This window comes from Pseudomonas sp. VS40, from assembly GCF_018587885.1.
GTDB lineage: Bacteria > Pseudomonadota > Gammaproteobacteria > Pseudomonadales > Pseudomonadaceae > Aquipseudomonas > Aquipseudomonas pergaminensis.
The window spans coordinates 198,336-215,320 of the sequence record NZ_JAGYWD010000008.1 but is presented as its reverse complement, the minus strand read 5'-3'; the positions used below and the strand labels follow the sequence as shown (position 1 = coordinate 215,320).

Below are 16,985 nucleotides of genomic sequence, written 5' to 3'. Positions count from 1 at the left end.
CAAGATGTAAGGTTCAAGCCGCTTTGGGTTTGGGTGGAAACTTTGGAGCGTGAAGACCCAGCTGCATGCCGCGCTCGACCATGCCCATGATGTCTTCCTGGGCCACTTCGAACAGCCGCTTGAGGTTGGGCAGCACGAAGTACAAAGGTTGCAGAATGTCGATGCGATAGGGCGTGCGCATCGCCTCCAGCGGGTCGAACAGCTGGTGTTCAGGCTCGGACGACAGGCTGTACACCGTCTCCTTGGGCGACGACAGAATACCGCCACCGTAGATGCGCCGACCTTCGGGCGTGTCCACCAGGCCGAACTCGATGGTCATCCAATACAGGCGCGCCAGGTACACCCGCTGCTCCTTGCTGGCCGCCAGGCCGAGCTTGCCGTAGGTGTGGGTAAATTCGGCGAACCATGGGTTGGTCAGCAGCGGGCAGTGGCCAAAGATCTCGTGGAAAATGTCCGGCTCTTGCAGGTAGTCCAATTCTTCGCGGGTACGGATAAACGTTGCCACCGGAAATTGCTTGTTGGCGAGCAATTCGAAGAAGGTTTGGAAGGGGATCAGTGCTGGCACGCGGGCGACTTGCCATCCCGTGGTCTCGGCCAGCACTTTGTTGATTTCGCCCAGTTGCGGAATCCGGTCCATGGGCAGGCCGAGCTTATCGATGCCGTCCAGGTATTCCTGGCAGGCGCGACCCTCGATCACTTTCAACTGGCGAGTAATCAGGGTATTCCACACCGCGTGTTCTTCTGACGGGTAGTGGATAAAACCTTGCGCGTCGGGCTCGCGGGCCACGTACTGCGTCTGCTTCATACGGCTCTCCTGCTAGGCATTCGTTCTTGTTATGTCCTGCGATGAGCCTATTGATAACCCGCGCGCGGCCGGATTCCACCCGTTTAAAACGGTGTTGCGTAGGAAAACTTACCATTTTTCGTAAAGTATTCGTTACGCTTGTGAGGCTGGCCGCTGCATTGGGCTGGGAAAAGCCTGCAAGCTGTCACATAATCTTGACGACTATCTGCGCCAGCGAAAAAAAGACGCGGCGCCTCCCCACTTTTCGGGCCTCTTCATGCGTATCAAAGTGCACTGCCAGAACCGCATTGGCATCCTGCGGGACATTCTCAACCTGCTGGTGGAGTACGGCGTCAACGTCGCCAAGGGCGAGGTCGGCGGTGAGCATGGCAATGCCATCTACCTGTTTTGCCCGAATCTGGTGAACATGCAGTTCCAGGCGCTGCGCCCGCAGTTCGAGGCGATTGCCGGAGTGTTCGGGGTCAAAAGGGTAGGGCTGATGCCCAGTGAGCGTCGGCACATGGAACTCAACGCGCTGCTCGGCGCCCTGGAATTTCCGGTGCTGTCCATCGATATGGGCGGTTCTATCGTCGCCGCCAACCGCGCGGCGGCGCAGTTGCTCGGGGTGCGGGTGGATGAGGTGCCGGGCATTCCGTTGTCGCGGTATGCCGAGGACTTCGACTTGCCGGAGCTGGTGCGCGCCAGTAAATCGCGGATCAACGGCCTGCGGGTCAAGGTCAAGGGTGACGTGTTCCTGGCGGACATCGCGCCGCTGCAATCCTCCGAGCATGATGACAGCGAGGCCATGGCCGGCGCCGTGTTGACCCTGCACCGCGCCGACCGCGTGGGTGAGCGCATCTACAACGTGCGTAAGCAGGAGTTGCGTGGCTTCGACAGCATCTTCCAAAGCTCCAAAGTCATGGCCGCCGTGGTGCGCGAAGCCCGGCGCATGGCGCCGCTGGATGCGCCTCTATTAATAGAAGGCGAAACCGGCACCGGCAAGGAACTGCTGGCGCGCGCCTGTCACTTGGCCAGCCCGCGTGGGCAATCGCCGTTGATGGCGCTTAATTGCGCGGGCTTGCCAGAGTCGATGGCCGAGACCGAGCTGTTCGGCTACGGTCCCGGCGCGTTCGAAGGCGCACGGGCCGAAGGCAAGTTGGGGCTATTGGAACTGACGGCGGGCGGTACGCTGTTTCTCGATGGTGTCGGGGAGATGAGCGCGCGGCTACAGGTGAAGTTGCTGCGTTTTTTGCAGGATGGATGCTTCCGACGTGTAGGCAGTGATGAAGAGGTGTACCTGGACGTGCGCGTGATCTGCGCGACCCAGGTGGACTTGTCCGAGCTGTGTGCCCGTGGCGAATTCCGCCAGGACCTCTACCACCGCCTCAATGTGTTGTCCCTGCATATCCCGCCGCTGCGCGAATGCCTTGACGGCCTGGGGCCTTTGGTCGAGCACTTTCTCGACCAGGCCAGCCGGCAAATCGGCTGCCCGCTGCCGAAGCTGGCTCCCGCCGCGATGGATCGCCTGAGTCACTACCACTGGCCAGGCAACGTGCGGCAGCTGGAAAACGTGCTGTTCCAGGCGGTGTCGTTGTGCGACGGCGGAATGGTCAAGGTTGAGCATATCCGCTTGCCCGATTATGGCGTGCGTCAGCCGCTTGGCGACTTCTCCCTGGAAGGTGGCCTGGAAGACATCGTCGGGCGGTTTGAGAAAGCGGTGTTGGAAGCCTTGTACGCTGAGCATTCCAGCAGCCGGCAGTTGGGTAAGCGACTGGGGGTATCCCACACCACCATCGCCAATAAACTGCGCGATTACGAAATCCTTAAGAGCGATAAATAACCCAAGGTGGGAGGGGGCTTGCCCCCGATGGCAGAGTGTCAGCCAGTTGTGATGTGACTGATCCACCGCCATCGGGGGCAAGCCCCCTCCCACATTTGATCTTTGTCGTTTTCAAGGACGGCGTTTGCCGCAGGCGGCAGTAGTCCGCCGTTTTTTCGACTCGCGCTCAACCCGGCAATCCTCACGCCTCGCCGCAAACCCCCGCCCCGCCTGCACTTCTCCCTGTTTTCAAAAGTTGGTTCGCAAATTGCTTAAGCCTCATCAGTACAGCGGTGGGCGGCAAGCGTCCGTCAGAAAGAGGAAAGAGCGTGGACAAGTACCTTTATGTGGCAATGACCGGCGCCAGCCAGAATGCTCTGGCGCAGAAGGCCCATGCCAACAACCTGGCGAACATTTCCACCAATGGTTTCCAACGTGACCTGGAGCAGGCGCGTTCGATGCCGGTGTTCGGTGACAGCTTTCCGGCGCGGGCGTTTGCCATGACCGAGCGCCCAGCCACCGACTTCACCCCTGGCGCCATGATCGAAACCGGTCGGGACCTGGACGTGGCCATCAACGGCAATGGCTGGATGGCCGTGCAGACCCCGGACGGCAGCGAAGCCTACGTGCGCAGCGCGAGCATGAACGTCGACGCATTGGGCGTGCTGCGTGCCGGCAACGGCATGCCGATCATGGGCAACGGTGGTCCGATTGCCGTGCCGCCACAGCAGAAAATCGAAGTGGGTTCCGACGGCACCATCAGCATCCGCGCCATGGGCGAAGGCCCGCGGGTGATGGCTGAAGTGGACCGCATCAAGCTGGTCCAGCCGGACCTGAAGAACATGAACAAAGGCTTGGACGGCACCATCCACACCAAGGATGGCCAGCCAGCCCAGGCTGACGCGAACGTTACGCTGACCTCGGGTTTCCTGCAGGCGAGCAACGTCAATGCCGTGGAAGAAATGACCGCGGTGCTGGCGCTTTCCAAGCAGTTCGAGCTGCACATCAAGATGATGAACAGCGCCAAGGAAGACGACCAGGCCATGACGCGCGTCATGCAGATGAGCTGATCGCCGCGTCACTGACCCACTACTAATTTTGCAGCGCAGCGCCAACAAACAGGCGCACGAAGGAGAACAGCATGCTTCCGGCTCTATGGGTTGCCAAAACAGGCCTGTCCGCCCAGGACACCAACCTGACCACCATTTCCAACAACTTGGCTAACGTGTCGACCACGGGCTTCAAACGTGACCGTGCCGAGTTCCAGGACTTGCTCTATCAGATCAAGAAGCAGCCGGGCGCCCAGTCGACCCAGGACAGCGAACTGCCGTCGGGCCTGCAATTGGGTACCGGTGTGCAGATCGTCGGCACCCAGAAGAACTTCAGCGCCGGTAACCTGCAGCAGACCGGCCAGCCGCTGGACATGGCCATCAACGGCCGTGGCTTCTTCCAGATCCTGCAACCGGATGGCACCACTTCCTACACCCGTGACGGTACGTTCCACTTGGACTCCAATGGCCAGATCGTCACCGCCAACGGGTTTGCCCTGGAACCGGCCGTGGTCGTCCCCGCCGACGCCAAGACCTTCACCGTCGGCAACGACGGCACCGTGTCCATCACCGTGGCCGGCAACCCGGCGTCGCAAGTGATCGGCAACCTGCAAACCGCCGACTTCATCAACCCGGCCGGCCTGCAGGCGATGGGCAACAACCTGTTCCTGGAAACCGCCTCCAGCGGCGCGCCGCAGATCGGCACCCCTGGCCTGAATGGTTTCGGCACCACGCTGCAAAGCACCCTGGAAACTTCCAACGTGAGCACCGTTGAGGAGATGGTCAACATGATCACCACCCAGCGCGCCTACGAGATGAACTCCAAGGTGATTTCCACCGCCGACCAGATGCTTTCGTTCGTAACGCAGAATCTGTAATCAAGTCTATGGGGCGCTCTTGAGGGCGCCTGCAACACCGTGAGGTAAGGGTCATGAATCGCTATGTTTCTGTTCTGGCATTGAGTGGGATTGCCGTGCTCGCGGGCTGTGTCGCCCCGACGCCAAAACCCAATGACCCGTACTACGCGCCGGTGTTGCCACGCACGCCGTTGCCGGCGGCTGCCAATAATGGCTCGATCTACCAGGCCGGTTTCGAACAGAACCTGTACAGCGACCGTAAGGCGTTCCGGGTCGGTGACATCATCACCATCACCCTGAACGAGCGCACCCAGGCCAGCAAGAACGCTAACTCGCAGATCGGCAAGACCAGCAAGGCCAACCTCGGCCTGACTTCGTTGTTCGGCGCGGTGCCCAACACCAATAATCCATTGGGTGACGGCGACCTCAGCCTCAGCGCCGGCTACAGCGGCGATCGTGCCACCAACGGCAAGAGCGCGGCAGGGCAGGGCAACAGCCTGACCGGTTCGATCACGGTGACCGTGGCCGACGTATTGCCCAACGGCATCATCGCCGTGCGCGGTGAAAAGTGGATGACCCTCAACACCGGCGACGAGCTGGTGCGCATTGCCGGCATGGTCCGCGCCGATGACATCTCCACCGACAACACCGTGCCGTCCACACGGATTGCCGATGCGCGCATTACCTACTCGGGTACGGGTTCGTTTGCTGATGCGAGTCAGCCGGGCTGGTTCGACCGTTTCTTCCTTAGCCCGCTGTTCCCTTTCTAGGTGGCCACTTTGAACTTCAAACAGCTGATGGCGGCCGCACTCCTGCTTTCCTTGAGCGCTGTCGCCCAGGCCGAACGCCTGAAGGACATCGCCAGCATTTCCGGCGTGCGTTCCAACCAGTTGATCGGCTATGGCCTGGTGGTGGGGCTCAACGGTACGGGTGACCAGACCACCCAGACCCCGTTCACCCTGCAGACCTTCAACAACATGCTCTCGCAGTTCGGCATCAAGGTGCCGGCGGGGTCGGGCAACGTGCAGCTGAAAAACGTCGCGGCAGTGTCGATCAGCGCCGACCTGCCGGCGTTCTCCAAACCGGGTCAGGTGGTGGACATCACCGTGTCGTCCATTGGTAACTCGAAAAGCCTGCGCGGCGGCACCTTGCTGATGACGCCGCTCAAGGGTATCGACGGCAACGTCTACGCCATCGCCCAGGGCAACCTGGTGGTAGGCGGGTTCGACGCCGAAGGTCGCGACGGTTCGAAGATCACCGTCAACGTGCCGTCGGCCGGGCGTATCCCGGGCGGCGCCACGGTTGAACGTACCGTGCCAAGTGGTTTCAACCAGGGCAACAGCCTGACCCTGAACCTCAACCGCTCCGACTTCACCACCGCCAAGCGCGTGGTCGACAAGATCAACGACATGCTCGGCCCGGGCGTGGCCCAGGCCATCGACGGCGGCTCGATCCGTGTGACGGCGCCGCTGGACCCGAGCCAGCGCGTCGACTACCTGTCGATCCTGGAAAACCTTGAAGTCGACCCTGGCCAGGCCGTGGCCAAAGTCATCATCAACTCGCGCACCGGCACCATCGTGATCGGCCAGAACGTCAAGGTCTCGCCTGCGGCCGTGACCCACGGCAGCCTGACCGTGACCATCACCGAAGACCCGATCGTCAGCCAGCCTGGCCCGTTGTCAAACGGCCAGACGGCGGTGGTGCCGCGTTCGCGGGTGAATGCCCAGCAAGAAGCCAAGCCGATGTTCAAGTTCGGCCCTGGCACTACCCTGGACGAGATTGTCCGCGCGGTGAACCAGGTGGGCGCAGCGCCTGGCGACTTGATGGCGATCCTCGAAGCATTGAAACAGGCCGGCGCCTTGCAAGCCGACCTGATCGTGATCTGAGGCCATGGTCATGGATATGCGCAAGAGCGGGATCAGCAGCACGGCGGATTCGGGGTCTTACTCCGACCTGAACCGGCTTAACCAGCTCAAGGTCGGTGCCGACAAGAACAGCGAAGGCAACATGCGCAAGGTCGCGCAGGAGTTCGAATCGCTGTTCTTGAGCGAGATGCTCAAGTCCATGCGTTCGGCTACCGAGGCGCTGGGTAAAGACAACCCGATGAACACGCCGGCCGCCAAGCAATACCAGGAAATGTACGACCAGCAGCTGGCCGTCTCGATGTCCCGCGAGGGCGGTGGTATCGGCCTGGCCGACGTGCTGATGCGCCAGATGCAGAAGAACAAGCCGGTGGAGGCCCAGGCCGCCACCTTGCAGGGCCCTGCAGGTACCACGCCTGAGAAGAAAGTCGATGTGCCGACCGAGATTGCGGCAGGCACCCAGGCCGAAGGGCCGCTGGGCCGCTCCAATGGCCAGCGTCCGTTGTGGGCGTACCGAGTGGCTGAGCCGCAGGCCGGCGCCGCGGCGTCCCACAGCAACGACATGGAGCTGATGAACCAGCGTCGCATCGCCTTGCCGAGCAAGCTGACCGATCGCCTGCTGGCCGGCATCGTGCCGAACGCGCCCGTTGCTATCGATGCCAAAAGCGCGCCGCTGCGTAACAGCGTGGCCGATGACAACGTGATCAACAGCAGCGCGCGCACCTTCGCCGTGCCGAGCGGGCGCATGCAGGTCTATGGCCGCGCCGTGGCCCAGCCACCCTTGGCACCGGCGAAGAAAGCCTTTAGTTCGCAGGATGAATTTGTCGCCACCATGTTGCCGATGGCCAAGGCGGCCGCCGCGCGCATCGGTGTCGATCCGAAGTACCTGGTGGCCCAGGCTGCCCTGGAAACCGGTTGGGGTAAATCGGTGATGCGCGCCGAAGACGGCAGCAGCAGCCACAACCTGTTCGGCATCAAGGCCGGCCAGAGTTGGCAGGGCGGCCAGGCACGTGCAATCACCAGCGAGTTCCGGGATGGGGCGATGGTCAAGGAAACGGCGCAGTTCCGTTCCTACGCCTCATACCAGGACAGCTTCCACGACCTGGTGACCTTGCTGCAAAGCAATGATCGCTATAAAGAAGTCATCAAATCGGCCGACAACCCGGAACAGTTTGTACGCGAGTTGCAGAAAGCCGGTTACGCCACCGACCCGGCCTATGCCAGCAAGATTTCGCAGATCGCCAAAACGATGGACAGTTACCAGAATTACGCTGCCGCTGGCGCAACCACACATTTATAAGGTCTGAACCATGAGTTTGCTCAGTATCGGGATGTCAGGGCTCAATGCCTCTCAAGGATCGCTGTCGGTCTTGAGTAATAACATTGCCAACGCCAATACTCCGGGTTATTCGCGTCAGCAGACCACCCAGAACGCCAGTGCGGCCAACCAGTACGGTGGTGTGTACATCGGCAGCGGTACCACCCTGGCCGATGTGCGCCGGGTGTATAACGAGTTCCTCGACGCGGCCTACCAGAACAGCACCTCGCTCAACAGCGATGCCAAGGCTTACCTCGACCAGGTCAGCGCTGTCGACAAGACCCTGTCGGACAAGACCACCGGTATGTCGGCTGTGCTCAGTGAGTTCTTCTCGGCCGTGCAGACTGCCTCGGCCAACCCGAGCGATGTCTCGGCCCGCCAGGTGTTGATCACCAAGGCGCAGGCGCTGAGCAATCGCTTCAACTCGATCTCTACACAGTTGGGCCAGCAGAAAGAAACCATCAACAGCCAGCTGTCGTCGATGAGTGACCAGGTCAACAAGCTGACGTCGTCCATTGCCTCGCTCAACAAGCAGATCGCCCAGGTGCAGGGTTCGTCGAACACGGCCCCGGCCAACCTGCTGGACGCGCGTGCCGAAGCCGTGCGTTCGCTGAACGAATTGGTCGGCGTGACCGCCACAGAGAAGAATGGCATCTTCAGCGTCAGCACCGGTTCCGGCCAGTCGCTGGTATTGGGTGACCAGTTCAACACCATCTCCGCCGTACCGAGCAAGAACGACACCAGCCAGTTCACCATCCAGCTCAACGTGGGCGGCGGTGAGTCGCTCGATCTGGGCAACGTGCTCAGCGGCGGTAGCATCGGTGGTCTGTTGCGTTATCGCAGCGATGTCCTGATGCCTGCCATCAATGACCTGGGGCGCATCGCCATCGCCACCGCAGACACCATCAACAACCAGTTGGGCCAGGGCCTGGACCTCAACGGCCAGTTCGGCAGCTCGCTGTTCAAGGACATCAACAGCGCCGCGGCCATTGCCCAGCGAAGCCAGGCTTCGGGTGGCAACAGCGCGGGTTCCGGCAACCTGAACGTGTCGATCAAGGACAGCAGCAAGCTGACCAATTTCGATTACAAGGTCACCTTCAACGACAGCGCCAACCCGAACAACGTCACCGTGGTGCGTTCCGATGGCAAGGCCATGGGGACGTTTGACGTCACCGCCACGCCACCGGCCGTGATCGATGGTTTCACGTTGGCGCTCGACGGCAAGGGGCCGATGGCTACCGGGGACAGCTTCAAGGTCAGCCCGACCGCCAATGGTGCCCAGGACATTGGCACCGTGATGACGGATCCGAACAAGATCGCTTTTGCCGCGCCACTATCCGGGCAGGCCAGTAAGACCAACGAAGGTACCGGCACGTTTACCCCGCCGACCCTGACGGTGCCTTTGGATATCCAGGGCGGCGCCGCCACTGCCCAGTTGCGCACGGGGATTGAACATTCGATGCCGGTGAAGATGGTATTCGGCAAGCCGGCAGCCGACGGCACCCAGCCGTACACACTCAATGATGCCCAGGGCAACCCGATCGGCACCGGCAGCATTGTTCCGGGGCAGGGCAACAAGGTCACGATCAACGTGCCGATGCGCGATGCCAACGGTGCCCTGGTGGTGCCGGCCAAGAGCTTCAGTTTCGACACCACGGTGGGCGGTTCGCCGGCTAACGGCGACAGCACGACGTTCTCGTTCAATGCCTCCGGCAAGTCCGACAATCGCAACGCCCAGCAACTGATCAACCTGCAGACCAAGGCGACTGTAGGCACGGCGGCCGATGGCAGCGGCGGCACCAGCCTGGTGGGGGCCAACAGCAAGTTGGTCTCGACGGTCGGCGCCAAGGCCGCTTCGGCCGGTACCGACAGCACGGCCACCGGGGCGCTGCTGACCGCCAACAAGAATGCGCGCAACTCGGTCTCCCAGGTCAACCTGGATGAAGAGGCGGGCGACATGATCAAGTTTCAGCAGTACTACACCGCGTCGTCGCAGATTATCAAAGCTGCGCAAGAAACCTTCAGCACACTGATCAATGCCCTTTAAAGGAGTCTGGGACGATGCGTATTTCTACACAGCAGTATTTTGAAACCAGCTCCGCCAAGTACACGGAGAACTACTCCGGTGTGGTTAAGGCTCAGGATCAGGCGAGTTCCGGCGTACGCGTGCAAACTGCTGCGGATGATCCGGTTGCAGCGGCGCGCCTGCTAATGTTGCAGCAGCAGAAGGACATGCTGGGTCAGTTCAATGGCAACATCACCAGCTTGAAAAACTCGCTGACAAACGAGCAAAGTGTGCTTGATGCAATCAACGACGCCATGCAGCGCGCCAGTGAGTTGGCGCTCCGTGCGGGCGGTTCAGTCAGTGACGCCGATCGCAAGTCCATTGCCAGTGAAGTCGGTGCCATCGAGGATCAGGTATTAGGTCTACTCAACAGCAAGGACTCGTCTGGCAACTATATATTTTCCGGGTCAACGACTCAGACACCGCCGTATTCTCGTAACAGCGATGGTACTTACAGTTATCAAGGCGACGAAACGCCCTTGAGCCTGCAAGTGTCTGACACCCTGAACGTCGCTGCAGGTGACACCGGTAAAAATGTCCTGGAAGGTGCGGTCAACTCTGGGCGTACGCAAGCCAAGTGGATTCAGCCGGCTACTGTCCCGCCGGCTCCGCCAGCGGTCAATGACAACAAGGTTTCGCTGTCCGCTGGGTTGGTCACCTCGGGCACTGACTACACCCGCAAATTTGCTGATGGCCAACCCTACAAGCTGACCTTTACCAGCAGTACCCAGTACAAGGTGTCGGACAAAGATGGCAACGATGTCACATCTGAAATTCCCGGCAACGGCACATTCGACTCCACCAAAGAGGGCAGTTCCACTGTTGCGCTGCGTGGTGTGAAGTTTGAAATCTCCTTGAACCTCAAAGGTGTCACGCCTGGTGCGGAATCTGATGCGTTGGTCAAGGATCGTGCCTTTACCCTGGAGACCAAGCCGGATACCTTCAGTGTTTCACGAACCCCGAGCAACCTCTCAACCGTCCAGTTGACAGGTGCCCGAGTCAGTAGTCAGGCAGACTATGCCAGCACTTTCCCTAATAGCGGTGCGGTGATCAAATTCACCAGTTCCACCGCCTATGAAGTGTATGCCCAGCCCTACACAACCAACAGCAAGGCGATTGCCAGCGGTGACACCGGAGGGGCGACCACCGTTACTGCAGCCGGCATCACGTTTGATATAAGTGGCGGCACTCCTCTAGGAACGCCGTCTGCCGGCGATCAGTTCGCTGTGGGGGCCAGCACCAAAAAAACACAGAGTGCCTTGGATACCCTCAGCCAATTGCGCCAGGCCCTGGAAGAGCCGGCGGACGGTAACCCGGCTGCACAAGTCAAGCTCAAGGACACTCTGGATGCTTCTTTGAGCAACCTTGCCAACTCCCGCACACAATTGGATAACGTGCGCGGCTCCATCGGTGCGCGCATGAACGCACTGGATATCCAATCTGCGGAAAACACCAGTATTGGCACGGCCAACAAGAGCACCATGAGCGACCTGGCCAACATCGACATGGGCGAAGCAGCGATCAACCTGGCATTGCAGCAAACCATGCTCCAAGCCTCTCAGCTGGCTTTTGTGAAAATCGCCCAGTTGAGCCTCTTCAACAAGATGTAAGTGGCACTACATCAAGCGGCCCGCCCTGGAAACAGGGCGGGCCGTTGTCGTTTCTGGGATTTAATTGTTTGAAGGTTTTGCATAAAGCACACAAAATTGAGTGACCTGTGAGTCATAAAGCGCATCTTCACTGTATCGTGTGAAAAGGATAAGTCGTCACAGGGTCCTTGCGAGGCGGCTTTCAGCGAGATTTTTATGGGGTTATCCCCTTTATTGTCAGCACTCCGGGCGTGGCCCAGGGGTGTTCTCCAGCTATTTAGTATTGGGAAGCCACAATGATTGGCATAAAAAGCATCGCCAGTTACGTGCCGGCAGACGGGATCGATAACTACGCCCAGGGTGCCAAATTCGCCAAGGATGAAGAATTCATCATTGGCAAGATCGGTTCGGCGTTCCTGCCGCGCAAGGATGCCGCGCAGGAAACCTCCGATCTGTGTGTCGAGGCGGTCAACGCTTTGTTTGCCAATAACCCGGATTTGAAGCGCGAGTCCATCGATGCGCTGATCGTCGTCACCCAGAACGGTGATGAAGAAGGCCTGCCGCACACGGCCGCCATCGTCCAGGACAAGCTCGGCCTGCCGACCCACGTCGCGGCCTTTGATATTTCCTTGGGCTGCTCCGGCTACGTCTACGGTATCTACGCGATGAAGGGCTTCATGGAAGCCGCCGGCCTGAAAAACGGCCTGCTGATCACTGCCGACCCGTATTCGAAGATCGTCGACCCGGAAGATCGCAACACCACCATGCTGTTCGGCGACGCCGCTACCGCCACCTGGATGGGTGAAGACGCGCCGTGGTTGCTGGGCAAATCCAAATTCGGCACCGACGGCTCCGGCGCGCCGCACCTGAAGGTCAGCGATGGCGTGTTCTTTATGAACGGTCGCCAGGTCTTCAACTTCGCCTTGCTCAAGGTGCCGGCGCACTTGCACGAGCTGCTCGATGAGTCGCAGCTCAAGGCGGATGAGATCGATGCCTTCTGCATTCACCAGGGCAGTGCGGCGATTGTCGACGCCGTGGCGCGTCGTTTTGAAGATGCGCCGGTGGACAAGTTCATCAAGGACATGGTCGAGACCGGTAACACCGTGTCGTCGAGCATTCCCTTGCTGCTGGAAAAGCACGTGATGGACGCCACCTGGAAGCGGGTGGCTATCAGCGGTTTTGGTGTGGGCCTGTCGTGGGGCTCGGCAATTCTCTATCGCCCTTGATGCCTTGATAGCGTCCACAAAAAAACGCCGATGATCGAAAGATCATCGGCGTTTTTTATTTGGCGCCAGAAAACCCAATGAAAACGGGGTTTGGGGTCCGCGTAAACCCTTGAATTGCAAGGGGTGGCACGGCGCCAGTAAAAAAATCAAAAAAAATCCTCAAGCAACCGGCTAGCACGACGATAACTATTACGTAGGTTCTCAGGCCACACCCGGCGGTTGCCAGGGCCGGAAGCCGCAGTATCCATCCAACGAGGATTTCGTCATGGCTTTAACAGTAAACACCAACATTGCTTCGATCACTACTCAGGGCAACCTGAACAAAGCTGGCGGCTCCCTGGCCACTTCCATGCAGCGCCTGTCTTCCGGTCTGCGTATCAACAGCGCCAAAGATGATGCTGCCGGCCTGCAGATCTCCAACCGCCTGACCAGCCAAATCAACGGTCTGGGTCAAGCAGTTAAAAACGCCAACGATGGTATCTCCATCGCGCAGACCGCTGAAGGCGCAATGCAGGCTTCGACCGACATTCTGCAAAAAATGCGTACCCTGGCTCTGTCCTCGGCAACCGGCTCCCTAAGCCCTGACGACCGTAAGTCGAACAACGACGAATACCAGGCCCTGACTTCGGAACTGACCCGTATCGCCCAGACCACTACTTTCGGTGGCCAGAAGCTGCTGGACGGTTCGTACGGTACCAAAGCTATTCAGGTTGGCGCCAACGCTAACGAAACCATCAACCTGAGCCTGGACAACGTTGCAGCGAACAACATCGGTTCGCAGCAAATCAAGTCCGGCACCATCCTGGCTGTAGCTGGCAAAATCACCGTGACCGGTAACGGTCAAACCGCAGACGTTGACGTTGCTGCCAACGCTTCGGCTAAAGACATCGCCAAAGGCATGAACGGCGCGATCGGTGGCCTGACCGCTACTGCCAGCACTGAAGCTCAGTTCAAGGTCGACAAGACTGCCGCTACTGCTGCTCCTGCTACTTTCACCATGGATGTGGGTGGCCAGAAGGTCGACTTCATCGGTGTTACCAGCAACGCCAACCTGGCTGACCAACTGAAGTCCAACGCTGCCAAGCTTGGCATCAGCGTTAGCTACGATCAGTCCAAAGATGTACTGACTGTAAAATCCGACTCGGGTGAGAACATCGCGTTCAGCGCTGTGACTGCTGGTGCTTCGGTGACTGTCGCTACCAAAGATGGTTCGGGCAAGTTCGGTGCCGACGTGGCGGTTGCCAACGCCGTGATCGCTACTGGTGCTGTCAACCTGGATTCGGCCAGCGGCTATTCGCTGACCGGCACAAGCGCCGCCGGTGTGTTCGGTGCCGTTACCGCATCGACCAAAACCAGCGTTGCTCAGACTGACGTCACCAGCTCTACCAACGCTCAGAATGCCCTGGCTGTTATCGACAAAGCCATCGGCACCATCGACGGCGTGCGTTCCGGTCTGGGTGCTACCCAGAACCGTCTGACCACTACTGTAGATAACCTGCAGAACATTCAGAAGAACTCCACCGCTGCACGTTCCACTGTTCAGGACGTCGACTTCGCTGCTGAAACCGCCGAACTGACCAAGCAACAAACTCTGCAGTCGGCTTCCACTGCGATCCTGTCGCAGGCTAACCAACTGCCATCCGCTGTACTGAAACTGCTTCAGTAATCAGCGCGCTTGGTAACTGACGGAAGGGCGCGTTTACGTGCCCTTTCGTCTTTTCAGTTGTAGAGGAGATTGGACATGGACATGAGTGTGAAGTTGAACCAGTCTTATCCACCGGTTGCACCTCAGAGTGCAGTGGCACATGTCATTGCGGCTGACAAAGAGAAGGCAAAAGTAGGGGCGGTAGCACCATCTGGAGGCGAGCCTGAGCGAGCCGATCTGGAAAAAGCGGTGACCGACATACGCGAATTCGTACAAGCGGCCCAGCGTAAACTGGATTTTACCATTGATGATTCCACCCATCGGGTTGTGGTCAAGGTCATTGCCACTGAAAGCGGTGAAGTGATCCGCCAGATACCCTCGGAAACAGCATTGAAACTGGCTCAGAGCTTGTCCAGTGCAAGCCATGTGTTGTTTGATGACAAAGCCTGAGCTGGCATGAAACTTGTTGCTGTCGAGGCTTGAAGTGTTGTTAGTCAAGAAAACGGCAGCCACCGATTAGGAGAAAGATGATGGCGGGTTCAACGGTTAGCGGTATTGGTTCGAATATCGATACGCAAGCGATTGTGAAGTCCTTGGTGGACTCCGAGAGAGCACCCAAGCAGACTCAGATCAATACCCAAACGCAGAAAGCGACCACCACGCTGTCTTCGATCGGCAAAATTCAGGCTGCTCTGGATGCTTTCCGCGGCGCTCTAGACACAATGACCAATAGTGCCAGCTTTACTGGTCTTACCGGCTCATCTTCGGATGAAAAGGTCGCCACCATGAAGGCGAGTAATACTGCCTCCAACGGTAGTTTCAGGCTGGTAGTCGATAACCTGGCAGTGGCTTCCAAGTTGTCAAGCAAGACGTTTGCAGCGGGCCCTCAATCGGTCGTCAATGCAAGTGATCAGGCGACAACGCTGACGATCACGCAGTCGGGCAAGAAGTTCGATGTGAGTGTGCCGCCAGGAGCGACCCTGCAACAAGTGCGTGATTCCATCAACACTCAATTCGCGACGGCAGGCTTGAGTGCCAACGTCCTGACTGACTCCAGTGGCTCGCGTCTGATCTTGACGTCCACCACCATGGGGGTTGGGTCGGACCTGACATTGTCCGGTAATTCCGGCCTGGACGTCGGCTCCACGGTGGTTGATACGCCAAAAGACGCCAAATACAGCATCGACGGTATTCCAGCGACGTCCAAGACAAACGACATCTCCGATGCGTTAAGTGGTGTAAGCATCAAATTGCTCTCGCCGTCTCCGTTCCCGACAACCGGTGATACAAGCAAACCTATTGCTACGCTGATCACGGTGAGTACTAACACTGCGACACTCAAGTCTGGGGTCAAAGGGTTTGTCGACACCTACAATGCCTTGCTGACGGCGATGACGGCAGAGACTAAAGTTACGAAAAACCCGGATGGCACAACCACGGCGTCAACACTCACCGGCGATTCGACGATGCGTACCCTGCAGACAGCGCTGCGCAATGAATTCAATTCGCTGGGAGGGACTGGGGCGTTGAAATCCCTGGCTCAATTTGGCATCAGTACCAACTCGACCACTGGCCAGTTGGTGATGGATGACAAAAAGTGGGACGCTGCCATGGTCAATAACGCAGCCGATATCAACAGTATCTTCACTGGCAAGACCGGCCTGCTCGCTCGCCTGAAGACGGCAACCGATGATTACGCCAAGCCTGCAACGGGTATTCTTGCTACTCGTTCGACGAGCTTGTCCGACAGTCTGAAAGACTTGGTGACCCAGCAGTCGGCTTTGGATGAGCGGATGACTGCTTTGCAAAAGAGTTTGCAAGACAAGTACAACGCCATGGACACCCTGGTTGCGCAAATTCGCCAGCAAAGTAACAACATCCTTGGGACGCTCAACGCTTTGAACAACCAGAAGAACAATTGATATTGCTCCGGAGTCATTAGCATCGCTTAGAGAGCCACCTAAAGCTTTTTATGCTCCGGACGACATATTGGTAACAGAAAACTTTTTCGATATGCCTGTCACGAGGTAGATACATGAATCCCATGAGAGCCCTTCGCCAATACCAGAAGGTCAATTCCCATGCCCAGATCTCTGAGGCTAGTCCGCATCGCCTGGTGCAAATGCTGATGGAAGGCGGCCTTGACCGCATGGCGCAGGCTAAAGGTGCATTGGCTCGTGGAGATGTTGCGCAGAAGGGCCTGATGCTTGGCAAAGCTGTGGACATTATTATTGGCTTGCGCGACGGACTGGATGCCGAAAAAAGCGAAAACCCAGCCTATGTCCAGCAACTGGAAAGTCTGTACGCGTACATGACCAACCGTTTGATGGAAGCCAATTTGCACAACGACGCCGACATGATCGACGAAGTCGCGCGTTTGCTGATCACCGTGAAAGAAGGCTGGGATGCCATCGGCGCGCCACAGACCGCCGCACAATAAGGCCATCGGCCTTGAGGAACACGTCATGAGCCAAGCATTGCAACGCATTGATGAAACCCGTGAGGCGCTGATCGGCGCGCTGGCGGACCGTAACTGGGACGCCATTGGCGAACTGGACCTGGGCTGTCGTCATGTCATCGACGAGGTGCTCAGTGAAGCGCCGGTCGATGAGGATGCGTTGCGTGAAAAGCTTGAGAGCCTGCTGGCGGTGTACCAGCAATTGCTTGAGGTGACGACTGGCGAGCGCCAGGCGATTTTCGAAGAGATGTCGCAGATCAACCAAGCTAAAAACGCGTCAAAGGTTTACCATCTGTTCGGCTGAATGGGCTCA

15 protein-coding genes are annotated in these 16,985 nt (G+C 58.6%); 14 read left to right on the top strand and 1 reads right to left on the bottom strand.

Annotated elements, in window-relative coordinates; translation table 11 throughout:
* Positions 1-13: 13 nt before the first annotated feature.
* Positions 14-805, bottom strand: coding sequence for a phenylalanine 4-monooxygenase (gene phhA, locus KHP07_RS23255; protein ID WP_214498099.1), 792 nt, complete (start codon positions 803-805; stop codon positions 14-16).
* Between the two features lie 256 nt (positions 806-1,061).
* Here phhA and KHP07_RS23250 point away from each other — a divergent pair, with 256 nt between their 5' ends.
* The 14 genes from KHP07_RS23250 (at position 1,062) to fliT (ending at position 16,976) form a co-directional block, all read left to right on the top strand.
* On the top strand, positions 1,062-2,624 hold the full coding sequence (locus tag KHP07_RS23250; protein ID WP_078049632.1) for a sigma-54-dependent transcriptional regulator: 1,563 nt from the start codon (positions 1,062-1,064) through the stop codon (positions 2,622-2,624).
* 308 nt (positions 2,625-2,932) lie between these two features.
* Positions 2,933-3,673 (top strand): flagellar basal body rod protein FlgF, encoded by a 741-nt coding sequence (locus KHP07_RS23245; protein WP_078049631.1) that lies wholly within the window; start codon positions 2,933-2,935, stop codon positions 3,671-3,673.
* 71 nt (positions 3,674-3,744) lie between these two features.
* Entirely contained in the window at positions 3,745-4,530 is a 786-nt protein-coding gene (flgG, locus tag KHP07_RS23240; RefSeq protein ID WP_005790105.1) for a flagellar basal-body rod protein FlgG, read from the top strand.
* Between the two features lie 53 nt (positions 4,531-4,583).
* On the top strand, positions 4,584-5,279 hold the full coding sequence (gene flgH / locus KHP07_RS23235) for a flagellar basal body L-ring protein FlgH (RefSeq protein ID WP_028617341.1): 696 nt from the start codon (positions 4,584-4,586) through the stop codon (positions 5,277-5,279).
* 27 nt (positions 5,280-5,306) lie between these two features.
* Positions 5,307-6,395 carry a flagellar basal body P-ring protein FlgI gene (locus tag KHP07_RS23230; RefSeq protein WP_033901075.1) on the top strand — a complete coding sequence of 363 codons (1,089 nt, stop codon included), beginning with the start codon at positions 5,307-5,309 and terminating at the stop codon, positions 6,393-6,395.
* 4 nt (positions 6,396-6,399) lie between these two features.
* Positions 6,400-7,671 carry a flagellar assembly peptidoglycan hydrolase FlgJ gene (gene flgJ / locus KHP07_RS23225; RefSeq protein WP_100492392.1) on the top strand — a complete coding sequence of 424 codons (1,272 nt, stop codon included), beginning with the start codon at positions 6,400-6,402 and terminating at the stop codon, positions 7,669-7,671.
* Between the two features lie 10 nt (positions 7,672-7,681).
* The gene (gene flgK / locus KHP07_RS23220; protein WP_214498098.1) at positions 7,682-9,736 is read left to right on the top strand and encodes a flagellar hook-associated protein FlgK; all 2,055 of its coding nucleotides are present in this window, start codon (positions 7,682-7,684) and stop codon (positions 9,734-9,736) included.
* Positions 9,737-9,750: 14 nt separating this feature from the next.
* Entirely contained in the window at positions 9,751-11,364 is a 1,614-nt protein-coding gene (locus KHP07_RS23215) for a flagellar hook-associated protein 3 (protein WP_100492394.1), read from the top strand.
* Positions 11,365-11,639: 275 nt separating this feature from the next.
* The gene (locus tag KHP07_RS23210) at positions 11,640-12,569 is read left to right on the top strand and encodes a ketoacyl-ACP synthase III (RefSeq protein ID WP_214498097.1); all 930 of its coding nucleotides are present in this window, start codon (positions 11,640-11,642) and stop codon (positions 12,567-12,569) included.
* A gap of 265 nt (positions 12,570-12,834) precedes the next feature.
* Positions 12,835-14,235: a flagellin N-terminal helical domain-containing protein gene (locus KHP07_RS23205; protein WP_100492395.1), complete on the top strand. Its 1,401-nt coding sequence runs from the start codon at positions 12,835-12,837 to the stop codon at positions 14,233-14,235.
* Positions 14,236-14,310: 75 nt separating this feature from the next.
* Positions 14,311-14,664 (top strand): flagellar protein FlaG, encoded by a 354-nt coding sequence (locus KHP07_RS23200; protein WP_100492396.1) that lies wholly within the window; start codon positions 14,311-14,313, stop codon positions 14,662-14,664.
* 80 nt (positions 14,665-14,744) lie between these two features.
* Complete coding sequence (gene fliD / locus KHP07_RS23195; protein ID WP_033900746.1) at positions 14,745-16,136, top strand: flagellar filament capping protein FliD; 1,392 nt, start codon at positions 14,745-14,747, stop codon at positions 16,134-16,136.
* Between the two features lie 113 nt (positions 16,137-16,249).
* Complete coding sequence (gene fliS / locus KHP07_RS23190) at positions 16,250-16,654, top strand: flagellar export chaperone FliS (protein WP_100492397.1); 405 nt, start codon at positions 16,250-16,252, stop codon at positions 16,652-16,654.
* A gap of 25 nt (positions 16,655-16,679) precedes the next feature.
* Positions 16,680-16,976 carry a flagellar protein FliT gene (gene fliT, locus KHP07_RS23185; protein ID WP_078049623.1) on the top strand — a complete coding sequence of 99 codons (297 nt, stop codon included), beginning with the start codon at positions 16,680-16,682 and terminating at the stop codon, positions 16,974-16,976.
* Positions 16,977-16,985: the final 9 nt, after the last annotated feature.

Bases quoted from the DNA above. Each gene is read 5' to 3' on its own strand.
- phhA (WP_214498099.1), bottom strand. From the start codon at position 805: ATGAAGCAGACGCAGTACGTGGCCCGCGAGCCCGACGCGCAAGGTTTT.
- KHP07_RS23250 (WP_078049632.1), top strand. From the start codon at position 1,062: ATGCGTATCAAAGTGCACTGCCAGAACCGCATTGGCATCCTGCGGGAC.
- flgG (WP_005790105.1), top strand. From the start codon at position 3,745: ATGCTTCCGGCTCTATGGGTTGCCAAAACAGGCCTGTCCGCCCAGGAC.
- flgH (WP_028617341.1), top strand. From the start codon at position 4,584: ATGAATCGCTATGTTTCTGTTCTGGCATTGAGTGGGATTGCCGTGCTC.
- KHP07_RS23230 (WP_033901075.1), top strand. From the start codon at position 5,307: ATGGCGGCCGCACTCCTGCTTTCCTTGAGCGCTGTCGCCCAGGCCGAA.
- flgJ (WP_100492392.1), top strand. From the start codon at position 6,400: ATGGTCATGGATATGCGCAAGAGCGGGATCAGCAGCACGGCGGATTCG.
- flgK (WP_214498098.1), top strand. From the start codon at position 7,682: ATGAGTTTGCTCAGTATCGGGATGTCAGGGCTCAATGCCTCTCAAGGA.
- KHP07_RS23215 (WP_100492394.1), top strand. From the start codon at position 9,751: ATGCGTATTTCTACACAGCAGTATTTTGAAACCAGCTCCGCCAAGTAC.
- KHP07_RS23210 (WP_214498097.1), top strand. From the start codon at position 11,640: ATGATTGGCATAAAAAGCATCGCCAGTTACGTGCCGGCAGACGGGATC.
- KHP07_RS23205 (WP_100492395.1), top strand. From the start codon at position 12,835: ATGGCTTTAACAGTAAACACCAACATTGCTTCGATCACTACTCAGGGC.
- KHP07_RS23200 (WP_100492396.1), top strand. From the start codon at position 14,311: ATGGACATGAGTGTGAAGTTGAACCAGTCTTATCCACCGGTTGCACCT.
- fliD (WP_033900746.1), top strand. From the start codon at position 14,745: ATGGCGGGTTCAACGGTTAGCGGTATTGGTTCGAATATCGATACGCAA.
- fliS (WP_100492397.1), top strand. From the start codon at position 16,250: ATGAATCCCATGAGAGCCCTTCGCCAATACCAGAAGGTCAATTCCCAT.
- fliT (WP_078049623.1), top strand. From the start codon at position 16,680: ATGAGCCAAGCATTGCAACGCATTGATGAAACCCGTGAGGCGCTGATC.